The sequence below is a fragment of the Microbulbifer regidiadema (SeqCode) genome (genome assembly GCF_052467605.1).
The window spans coordinates 1651673-1675293 of sequence record NZ_CP174316.1; the positions used below are offsets into that span (position 1 = coordinate 1651673).

Genomic DNA, 23621 nt, shown 5'->3' on the forward strand with positions numbered 1-23621 from the left:
AGTGCTGGGTCCAGCCGTTGGTAACTGTTAAGTCTAGTCAACCGCCAGCCGCGACCCCAACCGCGCTGCCAGCACGCGGGTCGGATTACGACAGTGGCCGGGCGATTCTGGCTGATCCCGGCCGCTGTCGTTAGAAAACTATTTACTGCCCGAACTTCAGGATGAAATACGACCCTGAACCAAATCGAGCACTTTTTGGAGGACTTCATCGATGCTCACCCCGGTACTATCCAGCTCAACCGCATCCTCAGCGGGAGCCAGGGGGGAGGCTTTTCTATTCATATCCTGTGCATCTCGGGCACGGATGTCCTCCAGCAGGTCGCGGAGGCTAACAGAAACCCCCTTCTCCTGCAACTGAGCGAAGCGCCGGTTAGCGCGCTCCTCGGCGCTGGCGGTGAGATAGACCTTAACCGGCGCATCGGGAAACACCGTAGTGCCCATATCCCGCCCATCGGCCACCAGACCCGGGGCCTGGCGGAAGTCCCGCTGGCGCTGCAACAACGCTGCCCGCACACCGGGGATAGCCGCGACCTTGGAGGCCGCCATGCCGACCCGCTCCATACGGATATCCGTAGTCACATCATTCCCTTCCAGCCACACCTGCAATTGGCCAGCGCTCACGCTAAAGCGCACATCGAGGTCTTTCGCCAATTCGGTCAACAACTTGTCACTGGAGAGGTCAACCTCCTTATTGAGCGCAGCCAGAGCTGCAGCCCGGTATAGAGCTCCGGAGTCCAGCAGTGTGAAATTCAGCCGATCCGCCAAAAGCTTTGCAATGGTCCCTTTACCCGAACCACTGGGGCCATCAATAGTAACTACCGGTGGCAACCTGTTTGTATCGCTCATATTCTTCTATACAACTCAACATCTTTGGGGTGGCTGCGCGCAAATGAGCCGCAATCACCCCAACCTGAACACCCATATCACGCCAACTGCAATTTCAGGCCCACACCCGTTGCCAGCTCGGCAAAGTTCGGGAATGAGGTCGCCACATTGGCGCAGTGAAGGATGCGGATTGTATCCTTTGCGCGCAGCGATGCCACTGCAAATGCCATAGCAATACGGTGATCTCCCAGACTGTCGACCGTACCCCCAGAAAATACGGCACCCTCTTTACAGCCCTGAATCACAATACCGTCCGCTGTCGGCTCAGCCTTCACCCCAAGGGCGATCAAACCATCTGCCATCGCCTGGATGCGATCACTCTCTTTGACCCGCAACTCCTCGGCACCCACCAGAACTGTCTCGCCCTCGGCGCAGGCTGCCGCAACAAACAGCGCGGGGAACTCGTCAATCGCCAAAGGCACTTGATCCTCGGGAATGCGAATCCCCTTTAGGGGAGCGTAGCGCACGCGAATATCCGCCACCGGCTCACCGCCCACTTCGCGCATATTCAGCAGTTCAATATCACCACCCATTGCGCGAAGAATATTGATAACCCCATCGCGGGTTGGATTGATCCCCACATGCTCCAGTACAATATCGGAACCGGGAGAAATAGCTGCGGCCACCATAAAAAATGCCGCTGACGAAATGTCGGCAGGCACATCGATACGGCAGGACTTCAGGGAGCCCCCGCCAACAACCTCGGCCCGGGCACCTTCGCGCTCCACCTTATAGCCAAAGCCCTGCAACATGCGCTCGGTGTGATCGCGCGTGGGGGCAGGCTCTACGGTAGACGTGTGCCCCTCACTATAGAGCCCGGCGAGCAGCACCGCAGATTTCACCTGAGCACTGGCCATCGGCAATACATAATCCATCCCCTTCAGCTCACTACCGCCCTTAATCAGCAGCGGCGGGCGCCCCTCGGGGCCAGTCTCAATATTCGCCCCCATCTCGCGCAGCGGGTTGGCCACGCGATTCATCGGGCGCTTGGACAGAGATTCGTCACCGGTGAGGGTTACATCAAAATCCTGTCCGGCAAGCAACCCGGTCAACAGGCGCATAGAGGTCCCGGAGTTGCCGAGATACAGCGGTCCGGGCGGCGCTTGCAAGCCCTTAAGGCCAACGCCGTGAATCACAACCCGACCGTTGTCCGGCCCTTCGATCACCACCCCCATATCGCGAAATGCCTGCAAGGTCGCCAGCGCATCCTCCCCCTCCAGGAAACCCTCAACCTCGGTAACGCCCTCGGCCAGGGAGCCCAGCATAATGGAGCGGTGCGACATGGACTTATCTCCCGGCACCCGCAATTTGCCACTCACAGCCTCACCCGGCTGCACGATAAAAGTAATCTCTTGTTTTTGCATAGGTTCCGAATACGCTTGTTTTGCCAACATTTTGGTAAAGTGATCGCGCGCTGCCTTGGCGCGGGTAAAGACCCCCATCAGGGCAGCACTATCGCCCGAGGCAATGGCGTCGCGCAGAGAGGAGAGGTTGAGGCTATATAGGTCAATGGACTTTAAGATGGCATCCCGATTGGCGAGCATAATATCTCGCCACATAACCGGATCACTGGAGGCAATGCGGGTAAAATCGCGAAAACCTCCCGCAGCATAGCGGAAGATATTCTCGTTCTCCGCATCGTGGGCCAGGGTGTCCACCAAACTGAAAGCAATCACATGGGGAAGGTGGCTAGTGGCGGCCAGGACCTCGTCGTGCTCCTCCACCGGCATTATCAGGGTCTCCGCCCCCACAGCCTGCCACGCCCGCGCCACAAGCTGCAAGTGGGCGGCGCCGGTGCTCGCGAGCGGTGTCAGAATAATGCGGTGATCCCGATAAAGGTCGTCTCTGGCCGCTGTGACACCACTTTTCTCAGAGCCGGCAATTGGGTGCCCCGGCACCAAAAAGTCTGGGACACTGCCCCAGACTTTTTCCGCAGCCGACACCACGCTACCTTTGACACTGGCGCCATCTGTTACTGTAACCCCTGCCGGCAGGTGCTCTTTTAGCTGCACAAATACAGACTCAACCGCCAGTGTAGGTACCGCCACAAACACCAAGTCGCCGGGCTCCAACTGCGGCAACAGCTGCTCCAGATCAGTGCTGGCGCGATCGACAATACCGAGCGCCCGAGCCTCATCGCAGACGCTCTCCTCTAGAGCGACGCCAATAACCTCCCGGCAAACCCTGGCAGCTTTCAATGCCAGGGCAAAGCTCCCCCCAATCAGACCGATTCCAACAACCAGCAGCCGGCCAATTTGCGCCTGCGCCATCACAACACTCCGCGAGGGTAGGAACCCAGCACTTTCAAGTCTGAGGCGCAGCCACCCACTTCTTTTAATGCCTCGGCAATGCCCTGGGTATCGCGGTGCCCACTGAAATCAATAAAGAACACGTAGGTCCAGTTGCCAGACTGAGAGGGTCGCGTCTCCACGCGAGTGAGATCAACACTATAGCGGCGAAATGGCTCCAGAAGATCGTGCAGGGCGCCGGGCTCATTGCGCATAGACACCATCAACGAAGTCTTGTCATCGCCACTCGCGGGCACCTGCTGGGTACCGATAATCAGGAAGCGGGTGGAATTATCTGGGCTGTCTTCAATCTTCTCCGACAACACCTTTAGACCGTAAAGGTCCGCAGCCATATCGCCGGCGATTGCAGCGGCATTCCACTCCCCCTTCACACGCTTGGCCGCATCCGCATTGCTGGCAACCGCGATGCGCTCCACATTGGGATAGTGAGCATCGAGCCACTTGCGACACTGCGCCAAACTCTGCGCATGGGAGTAAATACGGGTAATTGACTCGGGGCGGGTTACATCTGAAATCATCAGGTGGTGATGGATGCGCAGCTCCACTTCACCGCAGATACTCAGGTTGGAGTGCATAAAGTTATCCAGGGTGTGATTAATCACCCCTTCGGTGGAATTCTCCACCGGCACAACGCCGTAACTGACAGCACCGGCCTCCACCTCGCGGAAAACCTCATCAATGGCCGCCAGCGGGCGACTCTGCGCAGAATTACCGAAATGTTTCAGCGCCGCCTGCTGGGTAAAGGTGCCCTCTGGGCCCAGATAGGCCACCTTGACAGGCTCCTCCAGGGCGAGACAGGCCGACATAATTTCACGGAACAGCCGCGCCATCTCTTCATCGGTCAGGGGGCCACTATTGCGCGCCATCGCCTTGCGCAACACCTGCGCCTCGCGCTCGGGGCGATAATAGAGGGTATCCTCACCCATGGCTTTCTTGACCTCTGCAACCTCCAGGGCGCAGCGGGCCCGCTCGCTGATTAAGCGGGCAATCTCTCCATCAATATCGTCGATCTGGTTGCGCAGCTCCAGCAGGCGCTGATCGCCACTCACAGTTTCCTCTGCCATTCGTTTATCTACTTTCTCTAAAAATCATCAGTATTGGGTTAATCGCTTAGGCCCTGCGCGCTTCGAAATCCGCCATAAATGCCACCAGGGCTTCCACTGCCTCCATGGGAACGGCGTTATATAACGACGCGCGCATACCACCCACAGAGCGATGCCCCTTTAAGCTCAGCAGACCTGCCGCCTCCGATTCCACTAAAAACTGCTTATCCAAGCGCTCATCGGCCAACACAAAGGGAACATTCATGCGGGAGCGGCTCCCCAGCTCAACCGGACTGGAGAAAAAGTCACTATTATCGAGGAAGTCGTACAGCATTTTGGATTTAGCATCGGCTTGCTTCGCCATTGCATCAACACCCCCTTGATCCTTCAGCCACTGGAAAACCAGACCGGACAGGTACCAGGCGAAAGTGGGCGGAGTGTTATCCATAGAGCCCGCCTCTGCCGCCACCTTCCAGCTCAGACTGCGGGGAATATTCTCCATTGAACGATCGAGCAGGTCGTCGCGGATCAGGGCTACGGCGATCCCCGAGGGACCAATATTTTTCTGCGCGCCGGCATAGATAACGCCGAATTTCTCCACTTCAATCGGTTGCGACAAAATAGTCGAAGACATATCCGCCACCAGCGGACAATCCACTTCCGGCACATAGCCAAATTCAACGCCGCCAATCGTCTCGTTAGGGGTATAGTGGAAATAGGCCGCATCCCCACTGGACTGCCAACTGTCTGCTGCGGGTGCATAGCTGAAATTGCGATCTTCACTGGAGGCGACCACATTTACCTCACCGTAGCGGCGCGCCTCTTTAATCGCTTTGGCGGCCCAGCTGCCGGAATGGATAAATTCAGCTTTGCCAGAGCCGGCACCGAGAAGATTCCAGGGCACTGCACTGAACTGCCCCGTTGCTCCTCCTTGCAGAAATAGCACTTTGTAATTATCCGGCACACTGAGTAGATCGCGCAGATCCTGCTCGGCCCGCTCAGCGACCTCAACAAACTCTGGAGAGCGGTGGCTAACTTCCATTACGGAGCAGCCGAGCCCCTGCCAATTGAGCAACTCCCTTTGCGCCTGCTCCAATACCGGCTGCGGCAAAGCGGCGGGACCTGCACAGAAATTAAACTTCCTCATGAGCTGATTTCCACAATACAAAAAAGGTTTCAAATACAACTAGATGTGCCTACGCACAAATTGCCATTCAAGGGGATAGATATCGCGCCTTTAGCGTTTTTCATGGGAGCCAAAGGCAAGAAAGGCCGCGATAAACGCAGCCTTTCTTAGTGGTCTGGAGCGGTGGGTCACTCTTCCCCACCGTTTTCTTCACCGTCATCTTCGGTCTCTTCAATGCGACCGAGACCAACCAGCTTCTCGCCAGTCTTCAGGCGAATCACTCGCACCCCCTGCGTGTTGCGCCCAAGTACAGACACTTCATCAACACGGGTACGCACCAGCGTGCCCTGGTCGGAGATCAGCATCATCTCCTCACCTGGGTGCACCTGACAGGCACCAACCAAGGCGCCGTTGCGTTCACTCTCCGCGATCGCAATAACACCCTGGGTACCGCGTCCCTTGGTGGGGAATTCGCTGATAGCTGTGCGCTTACCGTAACCATTCTCAGTAGCCATCATCACAGAGCCACCCTCTTCAGGGATAACCATAGCGATAACCTGCTGCCCCTCCTGCATACGGATGCCGCGAACACCGCGGGAAACACGCCCCATAGAGCGCACATTGGACTCGGAGAAGCGCGCCGCTTTACCGGCACTGGTGAGCAGTAGCACATCGCGCTCACCATCGGTAATCGCGGTGGCAACCAGGCGATCCCCCTCTTCCAGCTCAATAGCACGCAATCCGACACTGCGGGGGCGGGCAAAGGCGGTGAGCGGGGTTTTCTTCACGGTGCCGTTGGCGGTGGTGAAGAAAATAAAGTGATTCTCATCGTACTCGGATACCGGCATCAGGCTGCTGATACGCTCACCCTCTTCCAGAGGTAGCATATTCACCATCGGGCGGCCACGGGAAGCACGGCCAGCGGTGGGCACTTCATAGACCTTCAGCCAGTACACCTTGCCCTTATTGGAGAAGCACAAAATGGTGTCGTGGGAATTGGCGATCAACAGATGCTCGACAAAGTCCTCATCTTTTACCTGAGTCGCCGACTTACCCATGCCCCCACGGCGCTGGGCCTGGTAATCGGTCAGCGGCTGGCTCTTGGCGTAACCACCATGGGAGATGGTGACCACCTTATCTTCCGGGGTAATCAGGTCTTCTACCGTCAGGTCCTGGCGAGATGCAACGATATCGGTGCGGCGCTCATCGTTAAAATCTTTTGACAGCTGCTCCAACTCTTCGCGGATCACTTCCATCAGGCGCTCGAAGCTACCGAGGATATGCAGGTATTCAGCAATCTGCTCCAGTCGATCCTGGTATTCCGCCAGTAGTTTGTCGTGCTCCATACCGGTCAGGCGGTGCAGGCGCAGCTCGAGGATGGCTTGAGCCTGAGCTGGCGACAGGTAGTAGGCGTCGTCGCGCAGGCCAAACTCTTGCGGCAGGTCGTCCGGGCGGCAAGCATCGGCGCCAGCGCGCTCCAGGAACTGCTGCACATTGCCCACAGGCCAACCTTTGGCCAGCAGTGCCTCGCGGGCATCCGCCGGAGTCGCAGAGGATTTGATCAGCTCGATGACCGGGTCGATATTGGCAATGGCAATTGCCAGGCCTTCCAGAATATGGCCGCGCTCGCGGGCTTTGCGCAGCAGGTAAACCGTGCGGCGGGTAACCACTTCCTGGCGGTGGCGAATAAAGTGCTCGAGCAGCTCTTTGAGGTTCAAGACCTTGGGCTGGCCATCGACCAGAGCCACCATATTGATACCAAAGACGCTTTCCAGCTGGGTCTGGGAATAGAGGTTGTTCAGAACCACATCACCCAGTTCACCGCGCTTGAGCTCAATCACCACGCGCAAACCGTCTTTGTCAGACTCATCGCGCAGCTCGGAGATACCCTCGATTTTCTTCTCTTTGACCAGCTCGGCAATACGCTCAATCAGGCGCGCCTTGTTCAGCTGGTAGGGAATCTCGGTAATGATGATGGTTTCGCGATTGGTCTTATCATCGCGGATCACATCCGCCTTGGCGCGCACATAGATACGCCCACGGCCTGTGCGGTAGGCCAGCAGGATACCGGCGCGGCCATTGATGATGGCACCCGTGGGGAAGTCCGGCCCGGGGATATACTCCATCAGGTCGTCGACAGTCAGCTCGGAGTTTTCGATCAGCGCCAGGCAAGCCTTGATCACTTCACCCAGATTATGGGGCGGGATATTGGTGGCCATACCCACCGCAATACCGGAGGAACCATTGACCAAGAGGTTCGGCACACGTGAAGGCAACACCTCCGGCATCTGCTCGGAACCGTCGTAGTTATCGACAAAGTTAACGGTTTCTTTATCGAGGTCAGACAGCAGCTCGTGGGCCAACTTGTCCATACGGATCTCGGTATATCGCATGGCAGCGGGGCTGTCACCATCGATAGAACCGAAGTTCCCCTGGCCATCGACCAGGGTGTAACGCATAGAGAAGGGCTGAGCCATACGCACAATCGTGTCGTAGACCGCAGTGTCTCCGTGCGGGTGGTATTTACCGATTACGTCACCAACGACACGCGCTGATTTCTTGTACGGTTTATTCCAGTCGTTTTTAAGCTCGCTCATCGCGTAGAGCACGCGGCGGTGTACCGGCTTGAGGCCATCGCGTACATCCGGCAGTGCGCGCCCGACAATCACGCTCATGGCATAGTCGAGATAAGACTGCTTGAGTTCTTCTTCGATATTAATCGGAGAGATTTCTTTGGCTAATTCGCCCATGGCTTACGGCGTTCCTTTTATAGCGCGGGCGTACGTACTGTGCCCGGGATAAGCGGGCGATTCTACCATAGTTTGAGATATTTGGAGGCGCGGGACTCGGAGATATCCAACTACAGTCCAAACCGCAGTTGTCGCCCCCTTGGACTGCGGCTAAAGTAAAACCCCCGTAACAGTCACCCAATAAAGCTGATGCAACAAACTGTCGATACCCTGATCCACGCGCGCTGGATTATCCCGGTCGTACCCGAGAAAAAGGTGTACGAAAATTGCTCGCTTGCGATAGAGCAGGGCAAAATCTCCGCCCTGGTACCCACCGCTGAAGCTTCGGTGCGCTTTAAGGCAAAAGATGAGGTCGACTTGGGGCAGCACGCACTCATCCCCGGGCTGATCAATACCCACAACCACGCCCCCATGACCCTATTGCGCGGCTACGCCGATGACCGCCCTTTAAAAGAGTGGCTGGAACAGCATATCTGGCCAACCGAACAGCGCTGGGTGGGTCCGCAGTTTGCGGCCGACGGCAGCCGGCAAGCCATTGCCGAGATGCTGCGCTCGGGCACCACCACCTTCTCCGACCAGTATTTCTTCCCGGAAGCTGTTGCCATTGCTGCACGGGAGAGCGGAATCAGGGCTCATATCGCCTTCCCGGTGCTGGATGCCCCAACCCCCTGGAGCCGCAACAGTGATGAAGCGCTGCACAAAGGGTTGGCCCTGCGCGATGACTACCGCGCACACGACCGTATTGAGGTGGTATTTGCCCCCCACGCTCCCTATACCGTGGGCGATAAAACCCTGGAAAAAATTGCAGTCTGCGCTGCCGAGGCGCAGATCCCTGTGCAAATGCACCTCCACGAAACCCATGGCGAAGTTGAAAGCGCCCTGAGCGCCACCGGGGAGCGGCCCACCGAGCGACTGTTCCGCCTGGGATTATTGGGGCCGCAGACACTCTGTGTACATATGGTGGCCAGCAACCAGCGAGATATTGAGCTAGTGAGTTCAAGTGGCGCTCACGTTTCCCACTGCCCCTCCTCCAACCTCAAGCTCGCCTCAGGCTTTTGCCCAACCTATGACATGCTGGAAGCGGGCATCAACGTCGCTCTGGGTACCGATGGCGCTGCGAGCAACAATACCCAGGACCTGTTCTCCGAAGCCAATACCGCAGCGCTACTGGCAAAAGCCGTCAGCGGGAACGCGACCGCCCTACCCGCACACCAGGCACTGAGCATGGCGACTATCAACGGCGCCAAAGCGCTGGGTATTGAAGACACCGCTGGCAGCTTGGAAGTGGGCAAAAGTGCGGACATCGCGGCCATTCATTTGGGCGGACTAGAACAGCAACCTTTGCACGACCCCGTATCCCAGCTAATTTATGCCAACGGTGGACACAATGTCAGCGACGTCTGGGTGGCAGGGCGGCAACTTTTAAAGGAGCGCCAGCTGCAAACCTTAAACGAGACTGAGGTTATCCAGCGTGCGCAAATGTGGCGTGATAGAATCAATGGAAATTCACGCTAGATCAGGAGCCTCCGAACAACCCCGTAATATCTCTGCGGACCTTTGCGGCCGCAGAAACGTCACGGAACGATTCAGAAGCTCCATAAATTCTGATTCCGGCCCAATCACTGGAAAATGCCGGTTACCGAGCGACGGAGTTTGCAGAGAAGTTCATGAGCAATGTAGATCCCTCAGAAATCGCCAAATTTGAGCAACTTGCCAGCCGCTGGTGGGACAGGGAAGGCGAGTTCAAACCGCTACACGAAATCAATCCGCTGCGCGCCAATTACATCGACGGGCACGCTCCAGTTGCCGGCAAGAAGCTCCTTGATGTGGGCTGCGGTGGCGGCATTCTGGCCGAGGCCATGGCGCAAAGAGGGGCCGATGTAACCGGTATCGACCTGGGGGAGGCCCCCCTTAACGTCGCCAAACTGCACGCCCTCGAAAGTGGTGTCAGTGTCAATTATCGCAAAGTGGCGGTAGAGGAACTGGCAGAAGAAGCACCTGAAAGCTTCGATATTGTTACCTGCCTGGAGATGCTCGAACATGTACCAGACCCCTCGTCTGTTATTCGCGCCTGTGCAAAACTGGTAAAACCCGGCGGTAAACTCTTCTTTTCCACGATCAATCGCACCCCCAAAGGGTGGCTGTTTGCCGTAGTCGGGGCCGAATATGTCCTACGCTTACTGCCCAAGGGCACGCACGAATACAGTAAGTTTATCCGCCCCTCAGAAATGGGCGCCTGGCTGCGCGATGAGTCTCTGGAAGCTCACGATATTACCGGCATGACTTACAACCCAGTTAGCCGCAGCTACAAGTTGAACCCTCGGGATGTCGACGTCAATTATCTAATGTATGCCAGTAAACCCGAATAAGCGAACAGCCAAATGAAAGCCGTTTTATTTGACCTGGATGGTACCCTGCTTGATACAGCACCGGATTTTATTGTTGTATTAAATCAACTGCGCCAACAGGAACAACTGCCACCACTGCCCGACGAGACAATCCGCGGCACGGTGTCCAATGGTTCCAGGGCGTTAATTACCCTGGGATTTAATATAGTGGAAGGTGATCCCGCATTCCCGGAATTGCTCCAGAGACTGCTGGATCTCTATCTCGCGCACCTTGCCGAGAAGACAACCACCTTCCCCGGCATCGAAAACCTGCTCGACAACCTGGTTGAAAACAATCTCCCCTGGGGAATTGTCACCAATAAGCCAGAGCTCTATACAACACCATTAATGGAGGCATTTACCCACCTGCCACCCGCCTCCGCGATTATCTGTCCAGACCATGTCAGTAAATCCAAGCCCGATCCCGAACCATTGTTTTTAGCCTGTAGCCAAATTGGATGCACACCCGCTGAGGCAGTTTATATCGGCGATCACAAACGCGATATCATCGCCGGACAAAAAGCCGGTATGCCAACTATCGCCTGCGGATATGGTTATATCGACTCGACAGACAACCCCGCCGACTGGGGGGCGGACCACCTGGTAAATTCCGCCGACGAGATTTGGCCACTCCTACAACAACACTATTTTTGAAAATTGAAGTAACGCTGGGCATTAAGGCTCAGTGACAGTATCGGGATATTTCATGTCAGACTTTGTTGGCGATTACCAAGCGCCCTCCGACCTACTAAAAAGCAAAATTATTCTTGTCACCGGTGCCGGAGATGGCATAGGGAAAACCGCAGCAAAAACTTTTGCTGCGCACGGGGCAACAGTCATCCTGCTTGGCCGTACAACCCCCAAACTAGAAGCGGTCTATGATGAAATCGAGGCCGCCGGTGGCGCACAGCCTGCAATTTTCCCTATGGACCTCAGTACGGCAAAAATAGAGGAGTTTGAGGGGCTCGCAGAAGCTATTCGCACCGAGTTCGGCCGCCTGGATGGACTCCTGCACAATGCCGGCCTGCTCGGGCAGCGCACCCCCATCGGCAATTACAATTTCAATACCTGGCAACAGGTAATGCAGGTCAATGTCAATGCGGCATTCGGCCTGACCAAGGCAATGCTGCCTCTACTGGAAGAGTCAGACGCGGGATCTATTGTTTTTACAAGTTCCAGCGTGGGGATCAAAGGAAGGGCTTATTGGGGTGCCTATTCAGTATCAAAATTTGCCACTGAAGGCCTTATGCAGGTGCTCGCCGATGAGCTGGAAGGCGTATCCAATATCCGGGTGAACAGCCTAAACCCCGGAGCAACCCGGACAACGATGCGCGCAACCGCCTACCCTGCGGAAAACCCGCAAACGGTCACCTCGGCAGAAGACATTATGCCCACCTATCTCTACCTGATGGGCGATGACAGCAAGGGCCTGAGCGGAAAGCACTTTAGCGCCCAGCAAAAATAGACACACTAACTATGGACAAGAGCCCGAGTTTTACCTTCGGGCGCTTGTCCAGCCAACTTTCACTCGAACTATATCGGGCTGCTATTCGCCAAAGTCCTTTTCATCGCTGTTTTTGCCACCCGAGCCCTCTGCCAACGGCGGCATCTGCTCAGGGGCATCGGCAAATACATCACCGTCAAACTCCAACATATCAGAGTCGTCAAACAGCTCGGCGTCCTCAGCGTCTCCCGAGTACTGGTTATAGTCAACGGACTGATCGTCCCGTTCACTCAATACGGCCCCCGCTGCATGCGCCCTAGCCCGATCAGAGACAGCGAGATTCACTCCCTCGCAAAAAAAATAGCCAATCACCACAGTAAACAGCGCTACAGGTGCTAATAAACCCTTCATTCCCCACCCCTGGATAGTTTGATTTTATAATCCATTCTGCACTGATAGCTTTCAACCTTTGCAATTTTTCAGTGCAGTCCCCAATACCACAGCGCTCAGCCATCACACACTATTTCATAAATTCTTTCATGTTGATCTGCGGAAAGGTGTGAACCCCTTCCCAAATCTATTTGTTCAATAGCACCTTATCAGGCAGAATGAACGCATAATTAGCCAATAAATCTATACCCTGAATTATGAAAGTAGCACTTATTTTCACCTTACTGGCACTCTCTTCCCCACCGGTTTTTGCGGAGTCTATCAGCGACCAGATCAAAGCCTGCTCCGGGATTAAATCACAAGAAAACCGCCTCGACTGCTATGACCGGGTTGCCCACTCTTTAGAGGAGCGCGCTGTTAGAGAATTCGGCCATGAGCAGAAGCTTGCAAGTGAGGAGGCGCCTGAGAGAATCGACGCCAAGATCGCAGCAATCCAAATGGGCGCCCATGGCAAACGATTTATTACGCTTGATAACGGCCAGCTGTGGAAGCAAAATGATTCAAGCAACGTATTCTGGAAAGTTGGCGACCCTGTAGTTGTAGAAAGAGCACTGCTTGGCTCCTTCTTTATGAAGCCTATTGATGGCGGTCGCAAGCTCCGTGTAAAACGTATTAAGTAGGTTTATATCCCCGGCGGGAGCACCTTATCCCGCCCCACCCGACTTATTGCAGCAAACCAAAGCAACCCTCCAGTCATACCTGACCCAGGCGCCCTTCCCAATACTCTTCTATAGTGAGAGGGAAATAGGCGCCATCAACGCCTATAGCCTCACAGCGTATGGTACTCACACAGCCAACAGAAGGTTAAGCACTTGTCCCGAGAACACTTTTACTCAAGGGATGAAGAATGGCTGAAGGATACAAGCGACCCCCTCTCCGACTCTTCTCAGGGTATAGATACGCCCAACCCCAGCGTTGAGCGCAGCCCCAATGTCGAAGAGATCCCGGCAGCGGGCGATACGCTCTCCGAGAGCGGTAGCACCCCGATGCAAAGCTATCTCAAGCACCTTTATAGGCTTGAGCTATTAACCCCGGAGGATGAGCACAGTACCACCTGCCTATTGCGCGACCTGGAAGAAAAACTGATCTCCAGCCTTCAAAATAGCGGCACCCAGCTGGTCCAGCTGCGCAGCGAAGGGGTAGAACAGCGGGGAAGCACCGGTGCCTACGATCACGGGCTGATCATTGCCCATACAGAAGCACTCCTCTCCAGCGAGAACCTGGACAGGCGCAATCGCAGCAGACTGAATGGGCTCCTACAGCGCTTTCAAAAGCAGCGAAAAAAATTGATCCAGTGCAACCTGCGCCTGGTTATCGCTATCGCCAAACGTTTCCGCAACCCATCGGTCCCCTTTATCGACCTGATTCAAGAGGGCAATGTTGGGTTAATGAAGGCAATTGAGCGCTTTAAACCGCAAATGGGCTACCGCTTTTCAACTTATGCCTACTGGTGGATTCAGCAAGAGATTCAGCTGGCCCTAAGGCGCAACGAAGATCTGGTTCGACAGCCGGCCAATGTTCAGGATGACTTAAGAGCCATTTACAGAGCCATCGGCGAAGTTCGCGCCCTAGGACAACCCGCATCCGATGACAATCTGGCCCGCCAGACCGGGCTCGATATCGAGAGGATTCAAAGCCTGCTAAAACTGCCCGGACCAACTGGGTCACTGGATGACCCGGTAGCAGACGACCAGAGCAGTACCCGGCTGGACTACGCACCCGCAGATGAGCTTTACAATACAGACGAGCTGGTGACCAACCAGGAATTGGCTCAGCGCCTGCGAGAGGCGGTTTCCCGCCTGCCGGCACGACAGCGAACAGTCCTCAATTTGAGGTATGGGTTAATTTCCGACAAGGATTGCTCTTTTCGGGTTATTGGCGAGCAGCTGGGGCTTAGCCAGGAGCGTGCGCGGCAATTACACTCTGACGCACTGCGACAACTGAAACGCCAGTGGCGCTAGAAGAGAAAGAAACCGATGGCAAGCCCCTCTCTGGACGCTTGCCATTGAACCCTTGCCCACTAGTCTTTAAAACAGTTTCATCAGCAGATTCCGCAAAATTATGCGTAAATCAGTATTCCCAAGCGAAACTCACAGTGCTCGCAAACACTGTGCCTGTCTGCTTATCGGCGGCTTCCTGTTTGCGCCGCCGATCTGTGCAGAGTCAGAGTTTATTGCAAGTGGCGGCAAGGGGCTGGGAGATGAACTTATACAATACCTGTCTATCTCAGCCGCAGATATGGCAGGATTTAGCTATTCCCAACGACTATCCTCATTCAGCCTCGGCGATAATACCCTGCAATGGTGGGGTCAAGGCAGTTATTCCCATCTGCGAATCAAGCACCTCAAAGAAAAACAGCTGCAAAATATTATTGAAATTAAGCCCGTCTTGCGCTGGTATCCTCGCAGTGAGCCACAGGGCAGCTTTACCGAAGCGGGCATAGGCATGTCCTACTTAAGCGAAAGACATTTTGGCGAACTCGAATTGAGCACCAAGCTCAATTTTGCACTGCATTTGGCACTGGGATATCGCTTTAGCAGAGGCCACTCCGTCTCTTTGCGCTACAGCCATTTCTCCAATGCCGGCACCAATATGCCCAATGTGGGCTTTGACACCCTCTCCGTCAATGGACACTTGTATTTTTAGCCGGCTTTTTATCGTCCAAAAGCCTGCAGAGGCATTACAGAGTTAATTTAAAACCCTACGGAAAAAATCTATAGTTTTCTCCGCTGCGCTTGCATAGCCAAAGTCTTGCGGGTTCAAGCTGTTAGAGCGCCCCAGCAGACCTAAAGTCGACTCTATCAGCGCTTTCGTATCGCCTCGCTGCACCAATCCGTCGGGGAAATGATTTTGCAAAACCTCCCCCGCGCAACCATCGGCATAAGCAATTACCGGACGCCCCATCGCCAAAGCCTCCTTGGCATACTTGCCACTCTCATCCCTCTCCCCGGCAAGGTGAAAGACAAGTTGAGAGCTGGCATAGAGCTCGCGCATATCGCGGCGCTCACCGAGAAAGGTCACCTTGCCACCCAGGTTCAAGTCTTGCGCGAGCGCTTCCAATTTTTTCAAGTAGCGCAAGTCATTTTCTACCGGGCTACCGACGACTACTCCGTGAATATCGTCCCTCTGCCCTACAATTTGTGCCAGCATCTGCAAAAATGCCTCGTGCCCCCCACCGGCAGAAATCACTCCCGGCATCAACCACCAGTTTTTCCCCTCCAACTGGGGGTAGCTATTCAGAAGCTTCAACTGCCACTGGCTGGCTACGGGCTTTTCACGGTCAAACTCGCGAGTGTTGATACCGCGATAAATAATCTCCATTGATTTTTCTACAGGCCTGGCGATGGACTTATTCAGGTGCTCAGCAACCCCATATGAAGTTGCAATAATTCCATCTCCCGCCGCCAAGCCTTTATTGAAGTAGCTATTAGAGAAATATTGATCCACCAAAGGCACCAATTTGGGGCGGTTTGTGGTGGGGGCACGCCTTAGCGCGCGCCAGGCGAGAAAGGCTGTCGAGCGGCCATAGGTATGGACGATATCCGGTTGCAACTGGGTAAGGACCCTGCGCAGGCGGGATACATGGCGCAGTGACCAAGCCGACTCCCGGATCGCCGGAAATTTAATATGCTCACTACCGTGTAGGCGAAACCGCGCCTCCATTGGTCCACCGGCAGAAATTACCAGGGATTCATGGCCCTTTTTGACCAATTCATTGGCAAACTCAAGCGCAAGCGTTGCCGCGACCCCTGGCTCTAAACTGGGTAAAAACTGTACAACCTTCAATTTGACTTCCGTGACCGCAGACCAAAAGGGCTATTTTGACTCCGCCAAGGAGAATTTCCCAGCTAGTCATCACTAATTTACACGGGAATGGCTCTATTTGCCAAAACTGCCCCCCTACCTCTGGTGCCAGAAAAGGTTAATGGTAGTATTTAGCGAAGCAAACCACTCAGGGACTTGATCATGCTCCATCGACAAATAAGTTTTGTACTCGCCCTCATACTATTTTTGCTCACTGTAGGGGCTTCAGCCGCTGAGAGCGATAAAGGCATCTTTTGGAAAGCGAGTAAAGATGGCAAGACGGTTTATTTACTCGGCTCCATACATCTGGCAACTGAGGATTTCTACCCTCTTAGAGAAAAAATTGAGCAGGCATACAGCAGAAGTGATGCCATTGCCGTAGAGGCCGATATCCTCGCTGCTGAAGGTGACCCACTGTTGCAGCAGCGCATCATGATGGAATCCGTGTATCAGGGCGAGCGCACCCTGAAAGACGAGCTGCCCCCCGAGCTGTACGATCAACTGAAATCATGGATGCAAAAGCGCAATATGCCCGAGGCGATGTTTATTCGACAGCGCCCCGCCATTGCCATGATCTCTATGAGCATGCTTGAGATGCAAGCCCACGGCCTCAACCCTGAGCTCGGTATTGACCGGCATTTCCTGTTAAAGGCCAAAAAAGATGGCAAGTCTATTCTGGAGCTAGAGGGTGTACTCCAGCAGTTTCAGATGTTAAATGGCCTGGAGAACCCAGCCCTGCTACTCCAGCAGACCCTGGAGCAAATTGAAGATATTTCATCTTTTTTACCCCAAATTACCAGCGCTTGGAAAAAGGGGGATAGCGATACCTTAAACCGTCTGATTATCCTCGACAGCCTAACAGAGAATCCCGAATATAAATCGCTGTACGACACCCTGTTCTTTGACCGCAATAAGAAAATGGCTGAAAAAATTGCCCTCAAAGGACCGAACCACAAATCCCTATTTGTGATTGTCGGCGCCGGCCACCTAGTCGGTGAGCGCAGTGTGCTTGAATTCTTGGGCGACAGTGGCTACCAATTAGAGCGCCTCTAATACAGCGCCCCTCCAGTGATTTTCGGCGCAGATTTTCTGCGCCGCTTTATTTACGCCCCTCCCGACTCCGCCTGTTCTATTGCTAAACTCGAATAACACTTTTCCCTCGATCAATGATCACTCTCAACAAGAAGAGGTGCCCTATGAAGGGTTGGGGAGCATGCTGTGTCATAGCCACCCTTTTATTTAGCCTGGCGGTCATTGCCGATGAGGCCGAGACAACTGGCGGACTAAAAATTATCTCCGATGATGGCAATTTCTCCGCACAGCTCGGCGGAAGGATACACTTCGATACCTATATTTTTGATAAAGACCTGGAAGACCCAGTCAATACCACAGACTTTCGCCGCGCCAGACTTTTTGTAAAGGGCAAAGTATGGCAGTGGGATTACAAGCTAGAGCGGGATTTTGCCAGTGATGGAACCGGTGGACTTCGCGATGTTTACCTCGCGACTGAACTCTACAATGGAAAACTCACCATCGGTAACTTCAAGCCCGGCCGCTCAATTAATGAGCTCACCAGTTCCAACGACTTAGTACTGATGGAGCGGGCGGCCACCTCTGCCTCAGGTATTTTTAGTGGCCGAGGGCGGCAACAGGGAATCGGCTGGAATACCTATTGGTGCTGCCACACCTTCAGCCTGAACCTGTTTAATTTGCGCAATCCGGGCGAACCCAGAAATTCAGGGTTTGGCAGCGCTGCCCGATTAACCTGGGCCCCCATCAGCAGCGCGATATCGACACTCCACCTGGGGATATCCCAAAGTTATGAAAAAGCAAATCAAGACACCCCGGATATCCTCGCGGAAGTTGCCTATGCCGGTCGCCGGGGGCCTGAGCAACTCATAGCTATCACCCCCGGCGGAGCGGATAACTTCTTTGGGGCGTTTGGCGATGACGAATTCTTTCTAGGGGATGCCGGAGGACATGCCAATATCACCGGCCTCGAATTGGCAGTGACGTATGGTTCTCTATTTATGCAGGCGGAATATGCCTACGGACAGTTTGGCGGCAAGCTATACCTCTCTGAATTGACATTTGAGGAGTTTTTCGGTCAACCAGCAAACTTTTTTTGCGACCCCATCAGTGGGTGCTTTATTGGCGATCAGGATGTCCACACCTGGTATATTTTGGGAAGCTGGGCAATTAGCGGACAGAGCAAACCCTACGACGCCAAAAAGGGGGTATTTAAATCGATAAAGCCATCGCCCCCAGAGGGTGCCTGGGAACTGGCGGCAAGATACAACAGCATAGATAATCGGGACTTGCGCCACCTGCAAGCCAGCAACTTTACTTTGGGGCTTAATTATTACTTTAATCCCAAGGTGCGGCTAATGATGAATATCACCCTGGGCGACGACAATTTTACTGGAGATAAAACCAACCAATTCGCTGTGCGCTTACAGGGTGTCTGGTAGGGAATAGCGAGCGACTCAAGAAATTCCCCGAGCCGCTCAAGCAAAGCGGTAATTAACCTACCTGCTGCGCCTTGGCCGGATCAAACACTTCAACTTCCGCCGATCGGTTCACATCCCGGATTGGATTTTCAAAAAGCTTCCAGGCGATATCCCGCTGCTGTTTTGCCTTTTCAATATTGGCCTCTTTGACCGGGCCATAGCCCCGGATGCTGTCCGGATATTGAAGCAGCTCGACTGCGGCGGCATGATTCTGCGAATTCAATTGATCCAGAACTTTCTTAACCAATTCTTCATATTCGCCAATCAGCGTCCGCTCCATTTTTCGCTCGGCGGTATAGCCAAAGATATCAAACGCCGATCCACGCAAGAATTTTAGCTTCGCCAGCACAGTAAATGCCTTATACATCCAACCGCCAAACTTCATTTTGCGGGGACGCCCCAGGCCTTTATCGAAGCGCGCCAATAGTGGGGGAGCCAAATTAAACTCCAGGGTAAAGTCGCCACTAAAGTTTTCTTTGAGCGATTCGCTAAAGCGACTATCGGTATACAGGCGGGCGACCTCGTACTCGTCTTTATAGGCGAGCAGTTTTGCATAATTGCGCGCAACGACCTCAGCCAGCTGTACATTGCCGGGCACTTTTAAAATCTCAGCAGATTTCACTGTATCTACCAGGCTGCGGTAGCGCTCGGCGAGATCTGCATTTTGATAGCCGGTGAGATGCTCCACCCGGTGAGCCACTATCGCCTCAAGCGTTTGTGGCACCTCTAGCGCAGCTTTTTCAGGCCTTAACAGTTTATCTAACGCTTGGCGATTCTCTGCCGCCAGACGCCCCGCGGCAAACCCCTGTAGGTTACCCTCCACGGCCACACCATTTAAGCGGATCGCTTCCAGTAGAGAGGCCTCAGTTAGTGGAATAAGCCCTTTCTGCCAGGCGTAACCGAGCATAAAGATATTGGCGGCGAGCGTATCCCCCAGGGCCGACTTGGTCAGGCGATGTGCCTCTACAGAACTCAGCTCACTAACCGCACTGCTCACCGTATCCAGCACCGCCTGCGGCGAGTGGACATCTTCACGCCCAAGCACCGTTGCCGCCGTTGGGCTCAAATGGGTATTTACCACCGCACGGCTGTGCGATTCATCCAGCTTGGCCAGACAAGCCGCCACATTGCCCGCAGCAATCAGGTCGCAGGCCATTAGGGCATCGGCGCGGCCATCGGAAATACGCACCGCCTGCAAAGCCTGGGGCTCGGCGGCAAAGCGGATATGGGAGTAAACCGCCCCGCCCTTTTGTGCCAGGCCGGTCTGATCAAGGGTACTGCACGCCTTGTCTTCGATATGCGCCGCCATCGCCAACAAGGCGCCAATAGTCACCACACCGGTGCCGCCAACGCCGGTCGCCAGGAAGTTGTAGGGCTGCTGTAAGTCCGGCAGCTGTGGCAAGGGCAACTTGGCCGCTTCAGTACGCAACACATCGCCAACCCCGGCGCCCTTGGCTATCTTGCCGCCTTTCACCGTGACAAAGGACGGGCAGAAGCCGTTAACACAGGACATATCCTGGTTGCAGCCAGTTTGGTTTATCCGGCGTTTATCTCCCAGCGCCGTTTCCACTTTCTCCACTGCGATACAGCTCGACTGCTGGACACAATCCCCACAGCCCTCACACACCAGCTCATTGATAAAGGGGCGCCCCTCGGCTTTGGGTAGCAGCCCGCGCTTGCGCTTGCGGCGCAGTTCAGTGGCACACGTCTGGTCGTAAATAATAACGGTACAACCTTCAACCTCACGCAGCTCATTCATTACCACGGGCAGGTAATCCCGGTGATGAATTTCAACTTCACTGGGGAAAGACAGCGCACCTTTGTATTTATCCGGGTTATCCATCACCAGGACAACCTTCTCTACCCCTTCCGCCAAAACCTGACGACAAATCATATCCGGTGCCAGCTCCCCGTCGTGGGGCTGGCCGCCGGTCATGGCGACTGCATCGTTAAACAGGATCTTGTAAGTGATATTGACCTTGGCAGCCACGGAAGCGCGAATCGCCAAAATGCCGGAGTGGAAGTAGGTGCCATCACCCAGGTTTACAAAGACATGTTTTTCACTAGTAAACGGCGCCTGCCCCACCCAGTTAACGCCCTCGGCACCCATTTGCGTGAAGGTATAAGTCTCCCGGTCGAGCCACTGGGCCATATAGTGACAGCCAATACCTGCCAGAGCCCGACTCCCCTCCGGCACCTTGGTGGAACGGTTGTGGGGACAGCCGGCGCAGAACATGGGCAGGCGCGATACGCTGGAGCCCGCCTGCCGGGAAATGCGCTCAGCCAGGGCGTTGAGGCGCATCAGGCGGTGCTTACCGCCTTCGTCCAACTTGTCCTCACCCAGAACAAAGCCCAGCACCTGGGCAATAATCGCCGGCGACAGTTCGCCATAAGCTGGCATCAACGGCTGATCGCTATCGTCCACCTTGCCGAGAATACGCGGGAAATTCGGGTCCTTAACGTGAACGTTGTACAGCTCCTCTTTCAGCTGCACCTCCATCAGGCTGCGCTTTTCTTCAAGCACCAGCAGCGTATCCAGCCCTCGGGCAAACTCCTGAATACCCGGCACATCCAGGGGGTAGGTCATGCCCACTTTGAGGATGCGGATACCGAGCTGTTTGGCCTTCTGCTCATCGATACCCATATCTTCGAAGGCCTGCATCAGGTCCAGATGGGCCTTACCGGTAGTGACGATACCGAGGCTCGCCTCGGGGTTCTCCAACACCACCTTGTTAAGCTTATTGGCGCGGGCAAAAGCCAGTGCAGCGGGGCGCTTGTAGCGCCACAGGCGCTCTTCCTGTTCGAGGGGGTTATCCTGCTTGCGAATATTCAGGCCGCCCTCGGGGCGCTCGATATCCGGGTAGTTAAATTTGACCCGCTCAGGGTCCACTTCCACGGTCGCAGAGCTGTCCATATTTTCTGCCAGGGTGATCATGGCCACCCAGCAACCGCTAAAGCGCGACAGCTCCAAGCCGTAGTGACCATAGTCCAGCACCTCCTGCACGGTGGCGGGGTTCAGTACTGGAATATGCATATCCACAAAGGCAAATTCAGATTGTCCGGGATAGGACGATGACTTACAGCCGTGGTCATCGCCGGCAATAATCAGCGCACCGCCTTTGGGAGAGGAACCCGCCGCATTGGCATGGCGAAAGGCATCGCAAGAGCGGTCGACGCCCGGCGTCTTGCCATACCAAATGCCGCAGACGCCATCCACTTCCGCGCCCTGGAACAAGCCCACCTGCTGAGAACCCCAAACTGCCGTAGCGGCCAACTCTTCATTGACGCCAGGCTGGAAACGGATGTTGTACTCTTCCAGCAGTTTTTTCGCCCGGGATAACTGCAGGTCGTACCCGCCCAGGGGCGACCCCCGGTAACCGGAGATAAAAGTCGCAGTATTGAGACTGCGATCCCGGTCCATTCGCATCTGATCTATGGGTAAGCGCACAAGGGCCTGGATGCCTGAGAGGAGCACACGCCCCCTGAGCATGGTGTAGCGATCGTCCAGTGAAACTTGTTTTTTTACCTGGGAGTCCGCCGTACTTTGAGGACTGGTTACTTTTTCAGTCATACACCTACTTCCGGTTAATTATTCTTCTCGAAACCCGGTCCGAGTTATTAGTCATTATTCTTCCGAATAGTCCGTTTTCTGTGGCTAGGTGCGCCTGTTGTTATATTTGCCGCAAAGTCCCAGAGCGGCTGAAGGCGCACGGCACCTATCCCGAAACGGTTTAGTCAGGTCATACTAGTTCGTTAAGGGCAATGGAGCATTGCTTTATTCACGCAAATATGCGTAAATTTGTGATGAAAGTTTCGAATGAAATAATTTTTATAGGATAGGAGTCTTTATGAAGCGTTCGACAGACCTGGATGATTTTGACCGCAAGATTCTGCGAGCGCTGCAGGAGAACGCAGATTACTCCATGGCAGAGCTGGGTGATAAAGTCGGTCTTTCCCACACGCCCTGCTGGCGCAGAATCAAGCGATTGGAAGCCGAGGGCATTATCCGTGGCCGCGTTACCCTGCTAGATCCACGCAAGTTGGACCTGGGTGTTACCGTCTACTGCTACGTTATCATTCACAACCACGATGAGGAATCCCTGAACAATTTTGAATCAGCCGTTCAGGATGTCCAAGAGGTGGTGGAGTGCTATTCAACCAGTGGGGACAAAGACTATGTCCTGCGCGTGGTCGTAGATAGCGTGGAGCACTATGAGCAGTTACTGAAGCGCTCTCTGGTGCACCTGCCAAACGTGGCATCGGTCAACTCCACCTTTGCCCTCAAGCAGGTGAAATACACCACTCAGCTGCCACTTTAAGGCAACAGCGAGAAAAGTAAAGCCCCTCGTCTCAAGGCCTGGGGCCCGCTGCAAAAATCATCGCGACTCGGCAAACTCTCCCAGCGCCTCAAGCACCTGCTCAAGCACCTGCTGCAGGGAGCGACCATCACAATTCACCGTAATTTCTGCATATCGCCGATAAAGGGCTTGGCGCTCTTCAAACAGCTCTACAAAAGACTGCCCCGGGGCCTTGGCGATACCGCGGCTTTCATAGTTGTGGATACGCCGGCGCAGCTCTTCTGCCGAACACTGGAGAAACACCACCACCCCCTGAGTGCGCAGGTTTTCCATGCCCTCTTCGCTATAGACTGCGCTGCCTCCGGTGGCGATAACATCACTGGGGAGGCTAGCCTCGGCTAAAACCTCCCCCTCAATGGCGCGAAGGTTTAAATAGTCACTGTCGGCCATAATTTGCTGCAAAGTCTTGCCCTCCCTGGATTGAATCAGAACATCAGTATCCGTAAATCCCAGCGCAAGCTCCTTGGCCAACAACACCCCCAGCGTACTTTTTCCGGCGCCGGGCATTCCAATCAGGACAATGCTTTTTCTTTTTTTCATTTAATTAATACTTAC

19 protein-coding genes are annotated in these 23621 nt (G+C 54.6%); 10 read left to right on the forward strand and 9 right to left on the reverse strand.

Features of this window, described 5'->3' with window-relative positions; all coding sequences use genetic code 11:
• Positions 1-156 precede the first annotated feature (156 nt).
• From cmk to gyrA, 5 genes are all read right to left on the reverse strand, one after another.
• Positions 157-846, reverse strand: coding sequence for a (d)CMP kinase (gene cmk / locus ACJJIF_RS07900; RefSeq protein ID WP_444931673.1), 690 nt, complete (start codon positions 844-846; stop codon positions 157-159).
• Positions 847-923: 77 nt separating this feature from the next.
• Positions 924-3155 carry a bifunctional prephenate dehydrogenase/3-phosphoshikimate 1-carboxyvinyltransferase gene (locus ACJJIF_RS07905; RefSeq protein WP_444931674.1) on the reverse strand — a complete coding sequence of 744 codons (2232 nt, stop codon included), beginning with the start codon at positions 3153-3155 and terminating at the stop codon, positions 924-926.
• Positions 3155-4258 carry a prephenate dehydratase gene (gene pheA / locus ACJJIF_RS07910; RefSeq protein ID WP_444931675.1) on the reverse strand — a complete coding sequence of 368 codons (1104 nt, stop codon included), beginning with the start codon at positions 4256-4258 and terminating at the stop codon, positions 3155-3157. Before pheA ends, ACJJIF_RS07905 begins: the two co-directional genes overlap by 1 nt.
• 46 nt (positions 4259-4304) lie before the next feature.
• On the reverse strand, positions 4305-5384 hold the full coding sequence (gene serC, locus ACJJIF_RS07915; protein WP_444931676.1) for a 3-phosphoserine/phosphohydroxythreonine transaminase: 1080 nt from the start codon (positions 5382-5384) through the stop codon (positions 4305-4307).
• Between the two features lie 167 nt (positions 5385-5551).
• A complete protein-coding gene (gyrA, locus tag ACJJIF_RS07920; RefSeq protein WP_444931677.1) occupies positions 5552-8113 on the reverse strand; it encodes a DNA gyrase subunit A in 2562 nt (853 codons plus the stop codon).
• Positions 8114-8302: 189 nt separating this feature from the next.
• Here gyrA and ACJJIF_RS07925 point away from each other — a divergent pair, with 189 nt between their 5' ends.
• The 4 genes from ACJJIF_RS07925 to ACJJIF_RS07940 all read left to right on the forward strand — a co-directional run bounded on the left by ACJJIF_RS07925 (position 8303) and on the right by ACJJIF_RS07940 (position 11965).
• Positions 8303-9628 carry a TRZ/ATZ family hydrolase gene (locus ACJJIF_RS07925; protein ID WP_444931678.1) on the forward strand — a complete coding sequence of 442 codons (1326 nt, stop codon included), beginning with the start codon at positions 8303-8305 and terminating at the stop codon, positions 9626-9628.
• Between the two features lie 152 nt (positions 9629-9780).
• On the forward strand, positions 9781-10482 hold the full coding sequence (ubiG, locus tag ACJJIF_RS07930) for a bifunctional 2-polyprenyl-6-hydroxyphenol methylase/3-demethylubiquinol 3-O-methyltransferase UbiG (protein ID WP_444931679.1): 702 nt from the start codon (positions 9781-9783) through the stop codon (positions 10480-10482).
• Between the two features lie 12 nt (positions 10483-10494).
• Positions 10495-11154: an HAD family hydrolase gene (locus tag ACJJIF_RS07935; protein ID WP_444931680.1), complete on the forward strand. Its 660-nt coding sequence runs from the start codon at positions 10495-10497 to the stop codon at positions 11152-11154.
• 52 nt (positions 11155-11206) lie between these two features.
• Entirely contained in the window at positions 11207-11965 is a 759-nt protein-coding gene (locus ACJJIF_RS07940; RefSeq protein WP_444931681.1) for a YciK family oxidoreductase, read from the forward strand.
• 81 nt (positions 11966-12046) lie between these two features.
• Here the strand turns inward: ACJJIF_RS07940 and ACJJIF_RS07945 are convergent, their stop codons facing one another.
• Positions 12047-12355: a hypothetical protein gene (locus tag ACJJIF_RS07945; protein WP_444931682.1), complete on the reverse strand. Its 309-nt coding sequence runs from the start codon at positions 12353-12355 to the stop codon at positions 12047-12049.
• Positions 12356-12591: 236 nt separating this feature from the next.
• Between ACJJIF_RS07945 and ACJJIF_RS07950 the strand changes: the two genes are divergently transcribed.
• The 3 genes from ACJJIF_RS07950 to ACJJIF_RS07960 all read left to right on the forward strand — a co-directional run bounded on the left by ACJJIF_RS07950 (position 12592) and on the right by ACJJIF_RS07960 (position 15040).
• Positions 12592-13014 (forward strand): hypothetical protein, encoded by a 423-nt coding sequence (locus tag ACJJIF_RS07950; RefSeq protein ID WP_444931683.1) that lies wholly within the window; start codon positions 12592-12594, stop codon positions 13012-13014.
• A 192-nt stretch (positions 13015-13206) separates the two neighbouring features.
• Positions 13207-14355 carry a sigma-70 family RNA polymerase sigma factor gene (locus ACJJIF_RS07955; protein ID WP_444931684.1) on the forward strand — a complete coding sequence of 383 codons (1149 nt, stop codon included), beginning with the start codon at positions 13207-13209 and terminating at the stop codon, positions 14353-14355.
• A 100-nt stretch (positions 14356-14455) separates the two neighbouring features.
• Positions 14456-15040, forward strand: coding sequence for an acyloxyacyl hydrolase (locus tag ACJJIF_RS07960; RefSeq protein ID WP_444931685.1), 585 nt, complete (start codon positions 14456-14458; stop codon positions 15038-15040).
• A gap of 42 nt (positions 15041-15082) precedes the next feature.
• On the opposite strand, the gene ACJJIF_RS07965 is transcribed toward ACJJIF_RS07960, so the two are convergent.
• Positions 15083-16180: a glycosyltransferase gene (locus ACJJIF_RS07965; RefSeq protein ID WP_444931686.1), complete on the reverse strand. Its 1098-nt coding sequence runs from the start codon at positions 16178-16180 to the stop codon at positions 15083-15085.
• 180 nt (positions 16181-16360) lie between these two features.
• Between ACJJIF_RS07965 and ACJJIF_RS07970 the strand changes: the two genes are divergently transcribed.
• Positions 16361-17251: a TraB/GumN family protein gene (locus tag ACJJIF_RS07970; RefSeq protein WP_444931687.1), complete on the forward strand. Its 891-nt coding sequence runs from the start codon at positions 16361-16363 to the stop codon at positions 17249-17251.
• Between the two features lie 143 nt (positions 17252-17394).
• Positions 17395-18669 carry an OprO/OprP family phosphate-selective porin gene (locus tag ACJJIF_RS07975; protein ID WP_444931688.1) on the forward strand — a complete coding sequence of 425 codons (1275 nt, stop codon included), beginning with the start codon at positions 17395-17397 and terminating at the stop codon, positions 18667-18669.
• 52 nt (positions 18670-18721) lie between these two features.
• Here ACJJIF_RS07975 and ACJJIF_RS07980 read toward each other — a convergent pair whose 3' ends face one another.
• Complete coding sequence (locus tag ACJJIF_RS07980) at positions 18722-22279, reverse strand: indolepyruvate ferredoxin oxidoreductase family protein (RefSeq protein WP_444931689.1); 3558 nt, start codon at positions 22277-22279, stop codon at positions 18722-18724.
• Between the two features lie 277 nt (positions 22280-22556).
• Here ACJJIF_RS07980 and ACJJIF_RS07985 point away from each other — a divergent pair, with 277 nt between their 5' ends.
• A complete protein-coding gene (locus tag ACJJIF_RS07985) occupies positions 22557-23027 on the forward strand; it encodes an Lrp/AsnC family transcriptional regulator (RefSeq protein ID WP_444931690.1) in 471 nt (156 codons plus the stop codon).
• 57 nt (positions 23028-23084) lie between these two features.
• Here ACJJIF_RS07985 and ACJJIF_RS07990 read toward each other — a convergent pair whose 3' ends face one another.
• Positions 23085-23606 carry a shikimate kinase gene (locus ACJJIF_RS07990; protein ID WP_444931691.1) on the reverse strand — a complete coding sequence of 174 codons (522 nt, stop codon included), beginning with the start codon at positions 23604-23606 and terminating at the stop codon, positions 23085-23087.
• Between the last annotated feature and the right edge of the window lie 15 nt (positions 23607-23621).